Below are 14,969 nucleotides of genomic sequence, written 5' to 3' on the forward strand. Positions count from 1 at the left end.
CTAGCGCAGCGAAACTTACAAAACGTCGTCAGGCGGTGACGGGCGACCGTAAGGGGCCGGGGTCTATAGATCGCGTCGAAGGCGCCGCCGTGCATGTTGCACGGTCCGCGGCGCCAGCCGGAACGGACCTGCGCCATGAACCTGATCAATACCCGCCACCGCTTCGCCACCGCACTCGCGCCGACCGCTTCGCTGCTGCTCGGCGAGAGCCGTCCCGATCTCATGGCAGACCTCGTGCTGCCGGACATCTTCCGCGCCGGCCTCGAAAAGGGACCGGACCGCACGGTTTTCGTCACGCCCGGCAAGCGCTACAGCTACCGGGAGGTGGACGAGGCGGCCAATGCCCTGGCCGCCGGTCTCGTCCAGAGGGGCATCGGCCCGCGCGACGTGGTGGGCCTCTGGTTTCCGCGGGGCGTGCCGGTGCTTGTAGCGCAGCTCGCGATCAGCCGGACGGGCGCCGCATGGCTTCCCTTCGACGCGGATACGCCGGTCGAACGCATCCGCGCCTGCCTGGAGGATGCAAGTGCGAAGGCGCTGCTCACCGATGGCGAGCGCGGCACGCTTCTTGCCGGCAGCGGCCTTCCCGTGCTGGTCGACCGGACGGTTGCGCTGCGGGGGGCCGTTCCGCCCGATCCCCGGCGCCTCGGCCTCCTGCCGGATCACCCTGCCTATTACATCTATACCTCCGGCTCCACTGGCGTGCCGAAGGGCATCGAGATCACCCATCGCAACATCTGCCATTTCCTGCTCGCAGCCCGCGAAACCTATGGCATCGCGGCATCCGACGTCATGTTTCAGGGGGCATCCGTTGCCTTCGACCTCTCCATGGAGGAAATCTGGCTTCCCTATGCGGTCGGCGCCAGCCTCTTCGTGGCCGACCCCGCGCTGATGGCGGATCTGTCCGCCCTTCCGGGGGTGCTCTCCCGCCACGGCGTCACCGTGATGGACACGGTGCCGACGCTCCTTTCGCTCCTGCCGGAGGATGTGCCGAGCCTGCGCATCATCATTCTCGGCGGCGAGGCCTGCCCGCCCGCGATCGCCAGCCGCTGGTGCCGGCCGGGCCGGCGGATCTTCAACAGCTACGGACCGACGGAGGCGACGGTCGTTGCCACCGCCGCCGAAATCCGCCCCGGCGAGGCCATCACCATCGGAAAGCCCATTCCCAATTACAGCTGCTACGTGGTCGACGAGGCGCTCGAGCTGGTGGCCGAGGGAGAAGAGGGGGAGCTGCTGATCGGCGGCCCGGGCGTTGCGCGCGGCTATCTCAACCGCCCGGAGCTTACCCTTCAGAAATTCGTGCCCAATCCCTTCCCGCTCTCCAGCATGGACCCGGTGCTCTACCGGACCGGGGACGCGGTCAGCGTCGATGCGCAGGGCAATCTGCGTTTTCACGGCCGGCTGGACGATCAGGTCAAGATCCGCGGCTTCCGGGTGGAGCTCGGGGAGATCGAGGCGCGCCTTTCGGCCTTTCCCGGCATCCGCCAGGCGGCGGTGGTGCTGCGCAAGGACGACGGGATCGAGCGCCTCGTCGGCTTCCTCGTCTGCGATCCGCCGCACCGCGCGGATCCCGACGCGCTGCGGGCTGACCTTGCCCGCACGCTTCCCGGCTACATGGTTCCTGCCCGGCTTGTCGAGCTTGAGAGGCTGCCCGTCCTGATTTCAGGCAAGGCAGACCGCAAGGCGCTCGCGGCGCAGCCGCTTCCCGAGACGGCTGCGCCGCACGCGGCGGCCCATCCTCCGCAGACGCCCACGGAAGAGGCGCTGCATGCCGCCGCCTGCGCCCTTTTCCCCGGCGCCACGCTCTCCATGGAAGCCGATTTCTTCACCGATTTCGGCGGGCATTCGCTGCTGGCAGCCCGCTTCCTGTCGCTCGTGCGGCAGAACCCGGCGCATGCCGGGCTCGGGCTTCAGGACGTCTATCGCGACCGCACGCTGCGGGCGATGGCCGCCCGGCTGGATGCGGATGCGGCGGGTTCGGCCGGTGCGGCCGACCTTTCCTTCGAGCCGCCGCCGCTCCTGCGGCGCTTCCTCTGCGGCCTTGCCCAGGCGGCTGCCATGCCGCTGGTGCTCGGGCTGATGTCCGCCCAGTTCCTCGGCGTGTTCCTTGCCTACTGGTTCATGGCCTCCGGCGAGATGGGCGTTCTGGCCGAGATGGCGGCGCTCTCGGCAATCTATCTCGGCATCAACCTTCTCACCGCCGCTATCGCCATCGGGCTGAAGTGGCTGGTGCTCGGCCGCACCCGCCCGGGCCGCTATCCGCTCTGGGGCGTCTATTACTATCGCTGGTGGCTGGCGCAGCGGCTGATCTCGCTCATCCACATGAAGTGGGTGCAGGGCACGCCGCTGATGTCCGGCCTGCTGCGTCTGCTCGGTGCCCGCATCGGCAGGGACACGCTTCTCTATGAAATCGAGGCCGGTGCCATCGATCTCCTCGATATCGGGGCCGGGGTCTCGGTCGGCGGGCATTGCGGCTTTGCCAATGCGCAGGTGATCGGCAACGAGCTCGTCATCGGCACCATCGAGATCGGCGACGATGCCTATATCGGCTCATCCTGCGTGATCGGCGGGAATTCCCGCATCGGGCGCGGCGCGGAGCTGGGCGACCTGACCGCCATCGGGGCGGGAAGCGTGATCGGGGCCGGCGAGCGCTGGGATGGCTCGCCCGCCCGGCGGATCGGCACCGTCGACGACGCTTCGCTTCCGGCCCCCGCCACCGCCGGCCGCCTTCGCCGCGCGGCCAATCTTGCGGTCTATCTCATCGCGATCCTCTCCATCCCCGCCATCGGCCTCATTCCGCTGGTGCCTGCCTTCTTCCTGATCAACCGGGCGGATGCCTGGCTCTCCGGCGTGACCGCGCTCGATCATCACTGGTTTCTGCCGCTGATGGCGCTTCCGGCGGCGCTCGGCCTCGTGGCCGCGACGGTGGCGCTGATCGTGGCGATCCGCTGGCTGGTGCTGCCGCGGCTTCAGGAAGGCGTCTATTCCGTCCATGGCGGCACCTACCTGCGCAAGTGGATCGTCTCGCTGTGCTCGGAAGTCGCGCTGGAAACGCTCTCCTCGCTCTATGCCACCGTCTACATGCGCGGCTGGTACCGCCTGATGGGGGCCCGTATCGGCAAGGGATCGGAAATCTCGACCAGCCTTTCCGGCCGCTACGATCTGGTGGAGATCGGGGCGAAATGCTTCATCGCCGACGAGGTCCTGCTCGGCGAGGAAGACATCCGCCGCGGCTGGATGACGCTGAAGCGGGTGCGCACCGGCGATCAGGTCTTCGTCGGCAACAGCGCGGTCGTGCCTGTGGGCACGGATATCCCGGATCGCTGCCTCATCGGCATCAAGTCGAAGCCGCCGGCCGCAGGGGCGATGGCTGCGGGCGAGACCTGGTTCGGCAGCCCCGCGATCCGCCTGCCGGTGCGCCAGCAATTCGATGGCGGTGCGGCCCGCACCTTCGAGCCTTCGCTGCTGCGCCAGGTCGGCCGGGGCCTCTTCGAGGCGCTCTTCAACCTGTCGGTGCCGACCGTCTCGATGATCTACTTCGGCACGCTGGCCATCGAGGCGCTCGGCGCGCCGCTGGAGCGGGGCGCCTATGGCACCGCGCTCCTCCTGCTGCCGGTCCTCGGCATGGCCATGGCTGCGGCGATGACGCTGATCGTCGTCATCCTGAAATGGCTGATGATGGGCACCTACCGGCCGCAGAGCAACCCGATGTGGTCGTGGTTCTCGCTGCGCACCGAGGCGATCGCGGTGATGTATTCGGGCATGGCGGCCCGGATGCTGCTCGATTTCCTGCGCGGCACGCCCTTCCTGCCCTGGGTGCTGCGGCTCTTCGGTGCCCGCTTCGGCAAGGGCGTCTATCTCGACATGACCGACATCACCGAATTCGACTGCATCTGCGTCGGCAATTTCGTGGCGGTGAACGGCTTCGCCGCGCTGCAGACCCATCTCTACGAGGACCGGGTGATGAAGATTGGCCGCGTCCGGGTGGAGGACGGCGTCACCGTCGAGGCCGGCTCCACGGTGCTCTACGACAGCGAGGTCGGGGCCTTTGCCCGTCTGGGGCCGCTGACCATCGTGATGAAGGGCGAGCGCATCCCGCCCCATACCGAGTGGCACGGCGCCCCCGCCACGCGCCGCCCGCGCCTCGACGGGCTTGCCCTGCAGATCGTCACCCCGGGCCGGTGCTGAGCCCGCCAAAGGACCCTCTTCATGTGCGTCGGTGCCCGGGCAAGCCTGGGGGCGAGCGTTGAGCTCGCCCTTCTTTTCACCGGGGGCGGCCGCCCTCCGGGCGTGCTCGGCGCCCGCCTGATCCGCGCCTTTCTCGCAAAGCGCCTCGGCGGGCCGGAAGAGGTCTGGACGGTCGGGCACGATGCCGCCGGAGCGCCCTTCGCCCTGAGGGAAGGACGTTCCCGGCCCGTCCATGTCAGCGTGAGCTATGCGGAGGGGCTGGTGGCTGCCGCCCTCTCCACCGCATCACCCCTCGGGATCGACGTGGAGAGGCTCTCGCCGCATGGCGCCGACGGGGCGCTGGCCGATAGCTTTTTCTCCGAGCCGGAACGGGCCTTCCTCGCCTCGCTTGCGCAAGAGGAAAGGAGAGCGGCCTTCTTCCGCATCTAGACGTTGAAGGAAGCCTACATCAAGGCGCGGCGGATGGGGTTTGCCCTGCCGCTCGACGGTTTCTCGGTGGTGGATGCCGAAGGCAGGCCAGCGCTTCTCCTCCCCGAGGGGCAGGCCGACGGCTGGACCCTGGGGGAACTCGGCCTGCCGTCCGGCCACCGGCTCGGCCTTGCCATCGCGGCGCCTGCGGCAAGGCTCTGCCTGTTCCGGGCGACGGCTTCGGGCCCGTCCTTTGCCTTTGCGGCGCAAGGCCGGCTTCGGTTCCCCGCCGCCTGATGCCGTTGAACGCCTCAGGCCGACCGGCCCTCGACCGCGTCCGCGAGCCGCCGGCAGGCGCTTACGAGGTCCGGCTGTTGCAGCAGCGCGCCGCCCACCAGATACATCACGTCGGGGCCGTAGGCATCGCGCATGTCGGGGATGCGGTCGAAATTGACCCCGCCGCCCGGGGCGGGCACGATGGGCTTCAGGCCATGGAGATCGGCGGCGCAGGCGCGGGCGATCGACTGGCATTCCGCGCGGCTGAAGCCGAAGCGCCCGCCATAGTTCGGATAGATCGCCGCATCCGCGCCCATCAGCCGGTGCAGCGTGCCGAAGAAGCTGCGATGCGAGAAGCCTGACGTCGGGGAGACCACGTTTGCGCCCGAGAAGGCCGGGTGCGAGACGATCGGCAGGGTGAAATCCGGATGGGCGGCGAGCGTCCTGACGATGTCGTAGCCGGTCATGGCAGGCGCCAGCATCACGGCGCCGGCACCCGCTTCCGCGGCCATCAGCGCGCGCTCGACGATCGCGCCGGCCGGGCCGGTGATGTTGGGCACGAAGCTCGCCCTGCCGCCGGATTTTGCATTCGCCTCGCCCACCGCATCGACGCAGGCCCTCAGCCGTTCGGCAAAGGGAGAGGTCTTCTGGTCGACCAGCCCGTGGTCGTCCTTGACGTAATGCATGCCGCCGAGCGCGAAATCATGGGCAAGGCGGGCGAGCGCCGCCGTCGACAGGCCCACCGGCTTGATTGCCGACATGAGGAGCGGCACCCGGCCGATGCCGGCCCGGGCGCGCAGGCCCTCGATGCCATGGCGGGGGCCGGGGCAGATGGCGAGAATGCCGGGCGAAAGGCCGATATCCTCCACCTTGATCCCCGGCTTGATCGAGCTGTTGCCGAAGACGATGTTGAGCAGCTGGAGAAAATCGCCGCCGATATCGTCTTCCGAATAGGAGATGGTGGCGAGAAAGCCGGGCCTGCCTTCCGCGTCCGGCTTCAGATCCTCAAGCTTTCCGAGGATCTCGTCTTCCACATAGCCCGCCGGCACCACGTCTCTCGGGATTTCCACGGTCTGTTCGAGCGCGATGTCGAGCGCCCGCTGGCGTGCCTCCCGCTCGTCGGCGGCGATCACCAGATAGGTGACGGTGAAGCGCTCCGCCATCAGAGCGCCTCCGCCTTCTGGGCCGAATGGACCTGATCGAGGCGCACGGCGGCCAGCTCCTCCTCCGGAATGTCGAGCGGCTTGCCGAGAAGCGTGCCGATGGCGGAGACGAGCGCCCCGGCATCGAGACCGTATTTCTTCATCAGATAGGGCTTGGAGGCCCCGTGCGCGAAGGTGTCGTCAAGACCGAGGCGCTTCAGGCGAAGCCCAAGCCCTTCTTCGGCGAGGATTTCCGCCACCAGCGAGCCGAGCCCGCCGACGATGGTGTGGTTTTCGAGCGTCACCACGCCCTTCTTGCCGCGCGCGGCCTTCAGAAGGCCCTCGCGGTCGAAGGGTTTCAGGGTGGAGGCGTGGAGATGGTGGATGCCGATGCCGCGGGCCTTCAGCGGCTGGGCGGCGCGCAGCGCCTCTTCCGTGCAGACGCCTGACGACACGACGAGGATATCGTCGCCCTCGGAAAGCGTGCGCAGCCTGTTGAATTCGAAGGGGGTTGAGAAGAGCCGGGGCACCTCGCCGCGCAGGATGCGGACATAGACCGGCCCGTCGATGCTGTCGGCCACCTCGAGCACGGTTTCTACCTCGGTCGCGTCACCGGTTTCGAGGATGGTCATGTTCGGCACGGCGCGCAGCACCGCAATGTCCTCGATCGCCTGATGGGTGATGCCGCCGGGCGTGGTGATGCCGGGCAGGAAGCCCATGAGGCGCACCTTGCGGTTGGAATAGGCGATGGAATTGATCAGCTGGTCATAGGGCCGCCGGTAGAGAAAGACCGAGAAGGTGTGGATGAAGGGCCGGAAGCCCTGCATGGCAAGCCCGCCGGCAAAGGACAGCATGTTCTGCTCGGCCATGCCGAGCGAGAGGAACTGGTCGGGATGCCGGTCGCGGAAGCCGTCGACCTCGCAGGAGGAGGTCAGGTCCGCCGAAAGGCACAGCACCTCGGGGCGCGCGCTTGCGAAGGCCTCGAAGGCTTTCGCATAGGGACGATGAACGATTTCGACCATGATCAGGCCCCTTCGATCTGTGCGGGATCAATGCCGAGCTCGGCGGCCAGCGCCGCCTGCATCTCGAGCCGCTCTTCGGCGCTCTTGAAGCGCACGTAATGAAGGCGGGGGAACCGCTTCTTGAGGAAATTCATGCCCTGGAAGGGCGACGTATTGGCGAGGATGACCAGCGGCTTCTCCGGTTCCGCGCTGTTGGCGGCAAGCCTGAGCGCATCGAGATCATGCCCGTCCACCGACCGGCAGGTGACGCCGAAGGAGGACACGCGGGCGGCGAGATCGCCGAGATCGAGCACGGAGGACATGGCGCCGTCGCATTGCTGCCGGTTCACGTCGACGATCACCCGCAGATTGTCGATGCCGTGATAGGCAATCGCCGCAAGGCATTCCCAGGTCTGCCCCTCCTGGAACTCGCCGTCCGACATGTAGACCCAGACCTTGCCGGGCTCCTGCCGGCGCTTGCGCGCCCAGGCAACACCCGCCGCCATGGAAAGCCCCTGCGCCAGCGAGCCGGTGGTCACTTCCATGCCGGGGCTGTGTTCGGCCCCGATCATCTCCACCGATCCGCCGTCCTTGTTGAAATGGTCGAGCGCGTTCTCGTCCATCCGGCCCGTCTCGATGAGGGCGGAATAGATGACGAGCGCGTAATGGGCGGGCGAGATGAAGAAGCGGTCATATTCCGGCGCGAAGGGCCCGTGATAGCCGGCCCCCGTGAAGGCATCCGGATTATGGGCCGAAGGCACGCCCCGGAAGGGCAGCGGCACCTTCGGCAGCGTCGGCGCGCCCAGCGTCAAGAGCTCGTTGTAGAGAAGGGCAAGGCTTTCGGCCGCCGAGCAGGCCTGGCTCAGATAGCCGCCATTGTGCTTCATCGTGTGGAAGAAGACGCGCCGGCGGATGCCGAGCGCGATATCCTCGGTGGTCTTCTGGTTGGTGAGGGTCATGGTCTCAGCTCCGCTCCGGAAAGAGCGCCTTCAGGCCTTCCTCGGAAGGGGTTGCAATGCCGCGTTCGGTGATGAGGCCGGTGATGAGGCGCGCAGGCGTCACGTCGAAGGCGGGGTTGGCGGCCGGGCTGCCGTCGGGCGAGATGCGCACCGTGGTGATGGAGCCATCGGCAAGGCGGCCCTGCACATAGCTCACCTCGTCGCTGTTGCGCTCCTCGATGGGGATCTCCTTCACCCCGTCATGCACGGTCCAGTCGATGGTGGGGGAGGGGAGCGCCACATAGAAGGGCACGCCATTGTCGCGGGCGGCCAGCGCCTTCAGATAGGTGCCGATCTTGTTGCAGACATCGCCGCGGGCCGTCGTCCGGTCGGTGCCGACGATCACCATGTCCACGTCGCCATGCTGCATCAGATGGCCGCCGGCATTGTCGACGACGAGCGTGTGCGGCACGCCATGGCCGTTCATCTCCCAGGCGGTGAGCTGCGCACCCTGGTTGCGGGGCCGGGTCTCGTCCACATAGACGTGGACCGGAATGCCCTCTTCCGTTGCCAGATAGATGGGCGCGGTGGCGGTGCCGTAATCGACCGTCGCCAGCCAGCCGGCATTGCAGTGGGTGAGGATGTTGACCGGCTCGCCGGGCTTCTTGGTCGCCGCGATCTTGCGGATCACGTCGAGGCCGTAGCGGCCGATGGAGCGGTTGAGATCCACATCCTCGTCGGCAATGGCAGCGGCGCGCAGATAGGCGGCCTCGGCGCGCTTCTCCGCGGCGATGGGGCGGAGATAGTCGCGCATGGCATTCAGCGCCCAGCGCAGGTTGATGGCCGTCGGGCGGGTTTCGTTGAGCTCGTCCCAGACCTTGTCCAGATGGGCATCGGACGGATCGGCGCGCATGGCGATGGCCACGCCATAGGCGGCGGTGACGCCGATCAGCGGCGCGCCGCGCACCCACATGTCGCGAATGGCGACGGCGACGTCATCGACCGTCTTCAGGGTGACGACGCGAAAATCGTGCGGCAGCCAGCGCTGGTCGATGATGTCGACGGAGACGCCGTCCTCGTTGACCCAGATGGTGCGGTAGTGGCGGTTTCCGACCTTCAAGACAGGGCCTCCTTTTCCAAGAGTTCGGCAGTGGCGCGGATGTCCGCGAGGCTGTGAATGCTGCGGCGGTTGACGGCGAGATGGCGGCCGAGCTTCAGCGCCTTCCTCTCGCAGGCGGCGCGTCGGCCCGTATCCGCGATGGTTTCGAAATCCGCATTGTGGGCGAGGCCGAGGATGCGGCGATGCATCTCCACACCGGCAAAGCCCAGCATGTCCGTCCAGATGTCGGCGATCACGCCGTTCAGCGCCTGTTCGGATGCCAGCGGATCGCCGCGCTTCTCGAAGAGGCTTGCCTGATAGAGGATGCCCTTGCGCTCCGTGCGCCAGAGATGGGCGAATTCCGTGCGGAAGGTGGCCCAGATCTCCTCGATCACGTCGAGCAGGTAGTCCCGCATCCCGTCGCGCTCGCCCTTTGCGGTCTCATGGCCGGACTGGGAGAAATAGCTCATCCAGAAATTGGCGAGCAGCATGCCGACATCGAAGGCCATCGGGCCGTAGAAGGCGAATTCCGGATCGATGACGCGGGTGTTTTCCGCCGTCACCATGACCGAGCCGGTGTGCAGGTCCCCATGGAGCAGGGTTTCGGCGGAGGCCGCAAACTTGTGCTTCATGATCTGGGCCGTAACCTTCATGTCCCGGTCGGAGCGTAAGTCCGCGACGATGTCGTCGAGCTCAGGCGTGTGGCGGTTCAGTTCCGCCTCGAAATAGGGGTCGGAGAAGACGAGGTTCTCGGTGATGTCGCAGAGCTCGACATTGTCGGCAAAGAGCGCCAGATCCTCCTTGCGGGCCCGTGCCTCCATGGAAAGATCCGAGCCGCGGAACAGCGTGCGGGCGAGGAAGAGCCCGAGATCGCGGCCGATCTTCGGCAGCTGCCGGCCCTCGATCAGTGCCCGGCGGAGAATCACGTGCGGGGTGAGATACTCCATCACGATGATCGCCTGGGTGCCGTCGAAATGGTAGATTTCCGGCACCATGCCCGGATCGCGCGCCGCCTGGCGGGTCAGCGCGTGATATTCGAAGAAGGAGCGCTTGAGCGGCAGCGGCCAGCTTTCGCCGACGAGCCGCACATAGGGCAGCGCCTGCTTGACCACCGCCGCACCCGACGTGCCTTCCACGATGAAGACGAGATTGAGATTGCCGTCGCCCACCTCGCGCACCGACCAGCGGCTCGCGTCGGGGCCGATCTTGGCCTTCAGCACCTCATTGCCGCCCAGACGGGCAGGGAGCGTTTCGGGTGTCAGGGCTTGGAAAGTCTGGCTGTCCATGAACTCCTCCTCATGCGCGGGGTCCGGCCTCCACCGGGCCCGATGCGGGTCATTTCTCCTGAGCTAAATGCGCACGCTGTCAAATGTCAAGGCCATTGACATTTGACGGAATGCTGTCCTAACCTGCCAGTCATCGGGAGGAGAACATGGGCGATCAAGCTGTGTTTCGCATTGCGGGCGTATTGAAATCCTTCGGGGCCGTGCCGGTCCTGAGGGGTGTCGATCTCGATTTGCGGGCAGGCGCCGTGACCGTGCTGATGGGCGCGAACGGGGCCGGCAAGTCGACGCTCGTGCGGATTCTCTCCGGCGTCTATCCCCGCGACGCGGGTACCATCACGCTGTCCGGCGAGGCCTTCGAACCGGCAAGCCCGGCAGATGCGATCCGCTCCGGCGTCGTCACCGTGCACCAGAACATCAATGACGGCGTGGTCGCCGATCTGGATGTGGCGACCAACCTCACCCTCGACCGGCTGTCCGGCAAGGGCGCGCGGCTCTTCTTCAATCCGCGCCGGGTGCGCCGCGAGGCGGCCGCCGTCGCCTCGCAGATGGGCCTCGACATCGATCTCTCCGCCTCCGTCGCCGATCTCACGCTGGCCGACCGGCAGATGGTGGCGATTGCGCGCGCCATGGCGCACGAGCCGAAGGTGCTGATCCTCGACGAGCCCACCTCCTCGCTCTCCAGCGCCGAGGCCGAGCGGCTCTTCGCGCTGGTCGAGCGGCTGAAGGCCCGCGGCGTCGCGATCCTCTATATCTCCCACCGCATGTCCGACATCCGGCGCCTCGCCGACAGCATCGTCTCGCTCCGCGATGGCCGCATCACCGGCCGCTTCGAGGGGCCGGAGCTGGATTATCAGGGCGCGGTGAACGCCATGCTCGGCCAGCAGGTGACGCACAGCACCGTCGTCGTGGCCGACAGTTCCTCGGTGATCTTCCGGGCGGACGACCTGAGGCTCACGCCCTCTTCCCGGCCCTTCAGCCTGGCGCTCGGCGATGGCGAGATCGTCGCCGTCACCGGCCTCGTCGGCGTCGGCAAGACGGCGCTGGCCGAAACGCTGTTCGGCGCGCGCCAGCCGGTTGCCGGCCGCATGAGCCTCGACGGCCGGGCCTATGCGCCCGCCTCGCCCCGCCAGGCCATTGCCGACGGCGTCTTCCTCGTGGCCAAGGACCGGGCGACCAGCGGGATCGTTGCCGACTTCAACCTCTATGAAAATGTCAGCCTCCCCTTCCTGCCGCGCTATTCCAGCGCCTCCGTGCTGAACCGCCGCGCCGAGCGCAGCATCGCCCGCCGCCAGATCGCCGATCTCGGCATCGTCTGCCGCGGCGAGCGCGACGAGATGTCGACGCTGTCCGGCGGCAACCAGCAGAAGGTCATGGTCGGGCGCTGGCTCTCCCAGCCCTCGCGGCTTTTGATCCTCGACGAACCCTTCCAGGGAGTCGACATCGCCGCGCGCCGCGACATCGGCAACAAGCTTCGCCAGTCGGCCTCCGGCCGGGCCACCATCGTCTTTCTCACGGAACTCGACGAGGCCTTCGAGGTCGCCGACCGCATTCTCGTCATGTCGGAACACACGATCACTGGCGAGCACCGCAACGACCGCATCGACATGGACCGCCTGCTGGCCGAAATCGCCGGCCGGTCCGCCGATACCATGGGGACACGAGACGCATCATGAGCACTGACATCGACAAGACGGCAGCGGCGCCGGCCACCGCACGGGCGATGGGGCCGAGGGATCTCCTGATCCGCTACGGTTTCCTCGTGCTGCTCCTCGGCATGATCCTGTTCTTCTCGGTGACGACCTCGGGCTTCGCCTCGCCGCAGAGCGCCGTCTTCATCCTGCAATCGGTCTCGATCACGGGCATTCTGGCGCTCGGCGTCACCGCAACCCTCGTCGTCGGCGGCTTCGACCTTTCCATCGGTTCGGTCGCGACGACCGCCATGATGGCATCCTCCTACGTGATGGTGATCCTGGGCGGCGATGCGCTGACGGCGGCGCTGGTCTGCATCGCCATCGGCGTCATCGTCGGCCTGATCAACGGCGTTCTCATCGTCTACATGCGCGTCCCCGACCTGCTCGCCACCCTCGGCATGATGTTCCTGCTCGTCGGCCTGCAGCGCATTCCGACGGAGGGGCGCTCCATCGCGACCGGCATGACGCTGCCCGACGGCTCGACCGCCTCCGGCGCCTTCAGCCCGGCCTTCCTGGCGCTCGGCCGCCACCGCTTCGATTTCATCCTGCCGAACCTCGTTCCGGTCTCGGTGGTGGTGCTGATCGTGCTGGCCATCCTCATCTGGTTCTTCCTCGAATACACCCGCTTCGGCCGGATGATGTATGCGGTGGGCTCGAACGAGCGGGCGGCCGGCCTCGCAGGCGCACCGGTCAACAGCTACAAGATCGCGGCCTACGTGATTTCGGGCGTCTTTGCCTCCATCGGCGGCATCCTGCTCGCGGCCCGCCTCGGGCGCGGCGACATCGCGTCCGGCAACAACCTGCTGCTCGATTCCGTCGCCGCCGCGCTCATCGGCTTTGCCGTGCTTGGCGCCGCCAAGCCCAATGCCTATGGCACCGCCATCGGCGCGCTCTTCGTCGGCACCCTCCTGCAGGGGCTGACCATGATGAACGCGCCCTACTACACCCAGGATTTCGTCAAGGGCGCCGTCCTTGTGATTGCCCTGGTCTTCACCTTTGCCTTCTCGAGAAAGGCCAAGCGCTAGGGCCGGGGGCCCCGGCGAGCGACTTCGCATCCCAGAAACAGACTTCATTCTTTAACCGGAGGAGAACGAGAATGACGATCACCCGCAGACTGCTCGGCAAGATGGCCCTTGGCCTCGCCGCCACCGCAAGCTTCGGCCTGCCGGCCTTTGCCGCCGACATGCCGAAGCCCTTCGACAAGCCCGGCGACGTGAAGATCGCGCTGGTGCGCTATCTCTCGACCGGCGACTTCTTCCAGTCCTATCTCGCCGGCGTCGAAGCCCAGGCCAAGGCGCTCGGCGTCCAGCTCCAGGTTCTCGACAGCCGCCAGGATGCCGCTCTCCAGGCCGACATGGTCGATCAGGCCATCGCGCTCGGCGTGCAGAGCATCATCATCCAGCACGGCCTGACCGAAAGCATGAAGGAAGCCGCCCAGCGCGCCGTCGATGCCGGCATCAAGGTCGTCGCCTTCGACGTCAATGTCGAGAACGAGAAGATCCCGCAGATCGAGCAGTCCGACCGCGACCTCGCCCGCTTGGCGCTCGAACAGGCGATCAAGGACAATGGCGAGAGCTTCAAGGCCGGTTATGTCTACGTCGCCGGCATCGCCCCGCTCGACCGCCGCGACGAGACCTGGAAGGAGTTCAAGAAGAAGTATCCGGGCATCCAGGAAGCCGCCCAGTTCGGCACCATGGATAACCCGATCGCCAACTCCGTCGCCAACCAGGCCCGCTCGGTCGTCTCGGCCAATCCCGACATCACCGTGATGTTCGCCCCCTATGACGAATTCGCCAAGGGCGTGAAGATCGCCGTCGACGAGGCCGGCCTGTCCTCCAGCGTGAAGATCTATTCCGCCGACATCTCCACCTCCGACATCGCCGCCATGCGCGAACCGGGCTCCGCCTGGGCCGCCACCGCTGCCACCAACCCGGCCGTGGTCGGCCAGGTCTCCGTCCGCGCGCTCGCCATGCTGCTCGCCGGCGAAGACCCGGGCCGCAGCGTCATCGTGCCCCCGACGCTGATCACCCAGAAGGACCTGAACGACCAGGACATCAAGAACATGGAAGAACTCGGCGCCAAGCTGCCCCAGTTCGCCCATGCGGATGTCGCCATGCCCGCCTGGATGCCCAAGCCCTGACATCTCCTCCCGGAGACCGACCCCGAAAGGCGGCCCCCAAATGGGCCGCCTTTTGTTTTGCGCGGCCCTCTGTTGGCATGGGGTGGAGATTGCGGTACGGCACCCCCTCTGTCTTGCGCTATGTCGCGTTTGCCGTGCTGCACCCCCCTCTGCCCCTGCCGGGGCATCTCCCCCTCAAGGGGGGAGATTAAGGGTGCCTCGCATCGCGTCGAGTTTGCCGCGCCGCACCCCCTCTGTCCCTGCCGGGACATCTCCCCCTCAAGGGGGGAGATCGGCTGTGGGTTTTGTGGTTTCCTCAAACAATGAAGGTCTCATTTGCAGAAACGTCTGCTGGGGACTTCCCCAAGAATCCCCATCCCGATCTCCCCCTTGAGGGGGAGATGCCGGCAGGGCAGAGGGGGGTGCGTATCCGCAAACGCGACGCTCGATCTCCCCCCTTGAGGGGGAGATGTCGGCGAAGCCGACAGAGGGGGGTGCGGTGCGGCAAACGCGACGGTTTGCGGGCAGAAACAGTGCGCATCCTCAAACCCGACGCCACCCAATCCCAGCCCCCCTCCCGCTCGTCACGGAAGGGGGCGCCGTCATTCCCATTCCAAATCCCATGCGTCATCCTTCCCGCACCCATGGAAAGGCCGGGGGATGCATCATGTCCTTCCCTCGGGACACGAGGGGGTGGCCGGGGCGCGGGGTGCACCTCGTATGAATGAGTATATGGCGCATTCCGCGCCCCGTTTCGGCTTTTGCCAACGCAACTTCGGTCTCTCTGCGCCCATCGCGCTCCTTCCGGGGTTTTCGCATGCCCC

Annotated in this window: 11 protein-coding genes; 6 read left to right on the plus strand and 5 right to left on the minus strand. The window is 66.9% G+C overall.

Annotation, left to right across the window (positions count from 1 at the left end; translation table 11 throughout):
- Positions 1–135 precede the first annotated feature (135 nt).
- The 3 genes from GGR23_RS19125 to GGR23_RS19135 are packed head-to-tail and all read left to right on the plus strand — an operon-like array spanning position 136 to position 4,890.
- On the plus strand, positions 136–4,185 hold the full coding sequence (locus GGR23_RS19125) for a Pls/PosA family non-ribosomal peptide synthetase (RefSeq protein WP_183367917.1): 4,050 nt from the start codon (positions 136–138) through the stop codon (positions 4,183–4,185).
- Between the two features lie 21 nt (positions 4,186–4,206).
- Positions 4,207–4,614, plus strand: coding sequence for a 4'-phosphopantetheinyl transferase family protein (locus GGR23_RS19130; protein WP_183367918.1), 408 nt, complete (start codon positions 4,207–4,209; stop codon positions 4,612–4,614).
- Positions 4,615–4,617: 3 nt separating this feature from the next.
- Positions 4,618–4,890: a hypothetical protein gene (locus GGR23_RS19135; protein ID WP_183367919.1), complete on the plus strand. Its 273-nt coding sequence runs from the start codon at positions 4,618–4,620 to the stop codon at positions 4,888–4,890.
- Positions 4,891–4,904: 14 nt separating this feature from the next.
- Here GGR23_RS19135 and GGR23_RS19140 read toward each other — a convergent pair whose 3' ends face one another.
- Genes GGR23_RS19140 through mtnK form a run of 5 tightly spaced genes read right to left on the minus strand, consistent with a single transcriptional unit; the run spans position 4,905 to position 10,335 of the window.
- The gene (locus tag GGR23_RS19140) at positions 4,905–6,032 is read right to left on the minus strand and encodes a RuBisCO large subunit C-terminal-like domain-containing protein (protein WP_183367920.1); all 1,128 of its coding nucleotides are present in this window, start codon (positions 6,030–6,032) and stop codon (positions 4,905–4,907) included.
- On the minus strand, positions 6,032–7,033 hold the full coding sequence (locus GGR23_RS19145; RefSeq protein WP_183367921.1) for a transketolase family protein: 1,002 nt from the start codon (positions 7,031–7,033) through the stop codon (positions 6,032–6,034). Before GGR23_RS19145 ends, GGR23_RS19140 begins: the two co-directional genes overlap by 1 nt.
- 2 nt (positions 7,034–7,035) lie before the next feature.
- Positions 7,036–7,971 carry a transketolase gene (locus GGR23_RS19150; protein WP_183367922.1) on the minus strand — a complete coding sequence of 312 codons (936 nt, stop codon included), beginning with the start codon at positions 7,969–7,971 and terminating at the stop codon, positions 7,036–7,038.
- A gap of 4 nt (positions 7,972–7,975) precedes the next feature.
- Positions 7,976–9,070: an S-methyl-5-thioribose-1-phosphate isomerase gene (gene mtnA, locus GGR23_RS19155; RefSeq protein ID WP_183367923.1), complete on the minus strand. Its 1,095-nt coding sequence runs from the start codon at positions 9,068–9,070 to the stop codon at positions 7,976–7,978.
- Positions 9,067–10,335, minus strand: coding sequence for an S-methyl-5-thioribose kinase (gene mtnK / locus GGR23_RS19160; protein WP_183367924.1), 1,269 nt, complete (start codon positions 10,333–10,335; stop codon positions 9,067–9,069). The genes mtnA and mtnK overlap by 4 nt, the downstream gene beginning before the upstream one ends.
- A gap of 146 nt (positions 10,336–10,481) precedes the next feature.
- Between mtnK and GGR23_RS19165 the strand changes: the two genes are divergently transcribed.
- From GGR23_RS19165 to GGR23_RS19175, 3 genes are all read left to right on the plus strand, one after another.
- Entirely contained in the window at positions 10,482–12,008 is a 1,527-nt protein-coding gene (locus GGR23_RS19165; RefSeq protein WP_183367925.1) for a sugar ABC transporter ATP-binding protein, read from the plus strand.
- On the plus strand, positions 12,005–13,051 hold the full coding sequence (locus GGR23_RS19170; protein ID WP_183367926.1) for an ABC transporter permease: 1,047 nt from the start codon (positions 12,005–12,007) through the stop codon (positions 13,049–13,051). The genes GGR23_RS19165 and GGR23_RS19170 overlap by 4 nt, the downstream gene beginning before the upstream one ends.
- A gap of 71 nt (positions 13,052–13,122) precedes the next feature.
- Positions 13,123–14,166: a substrate-binding domain-containing protein gene (locus tag GGR23_RS19175; RefSeq protein ID WP_183367927.1), complete on the plus strand. Its 1,044-nt coding sequence runs from the start codon at positions 13,123–13,125 to the stop codon at positions 14,164–14,166.
- Positions 14,167–14,969: the final 803 nt, after the last annotated feature.

The organism is Gellertiella hungarica (assembly GCF_014197145.1).
GTDB lineage: Bacteria > Pseudomonadota > Alphaproteobacteria > Rhizobiales > Rhizobiaceae > Gellertiella > Gellertiella hungarica.